The organism is Novosphingobium endophyticum (assembly GCF_014640675.1).
Lineage (GTDB): Bacteria > Pseudomonadota > Alphaproteobacteria > Sphingomonadales > Sphingomonadaceae > Novosphingobium > Novosphingobium endophyticum.
Window position 1 is genome coordinate 1 of the sequence record NZ_BMHK01000114.1, and the last position, 630, is coordinate 630.

The following is a 630-nucleotide window of genomic DNA, read 5'->3' on the forward strand; positions in this document are numbered from 1 at the left end:
GTCTGCCTGTGGCCGTGTCATAGACGTGGATCGGCAGGAAGCAGCGCTCGCCGTGATGACCGTTCCAGAAGGAAAGCTGCTGGTATCCGTGGACGACATCACAGGTGTCATCGATGTCCAGCGTTACCGCTTCGGGCGGGGATGGATAACTGGCGCAGTAGATGTCGACCATCGCCGCCATCATGCGCGCCAGCTCGCGCGTGGTCGGGGCGTTCTCCCACCGGCTCATCGTCGGTTGGCTGGCCAGGCCCGGCCCTGAGCCCGGAAACTTGCCCAGCGCCAGGCGAAAGCCGGGATCGTCGCGCAGGGCGTCGAGGTCGTCGGCGTCCTCGTAGCCGCAGGCAATCGCCAGAACCCGCGCCCGCAGGATGTCATCCAGCTTGTGAACCACCCGCGAAGGATCGCGTGGATCGGCAATGCAGGCGGCAATCTGTGCGCAGATGTCCATCTCGCGCTCGGCCTGGGCCAGCAGGAGAACCCCGCCGTCTGAGGTCAGTCGCCCACCGTCGAAGGCGGCAGTCACCTTCTTGCGTTGTACTGCTGGAAACGAAATGAGGGCCGCGCTATCGTCGCCCTCGGCGGGTGTAGTCTGTGGCATTTCTTGCCTCGTTGCAGGTTGGTCTAGACACC

General features: G+C 64.4%; 1 protein-coding gene. It reads right to left on the reverse strand.

All coding sequences use genetic code 11. The features are described 5' to 3' along the window. Window positions 1–598: transposase (locus IEX32_RS20475; RefSeq protein ID WP_188773367.1), on the reverse strand; the 598-nt coding region annotated here is incomplete at its 3' end. Window positions 599–630: the final 32 nt, after the last annotated feature.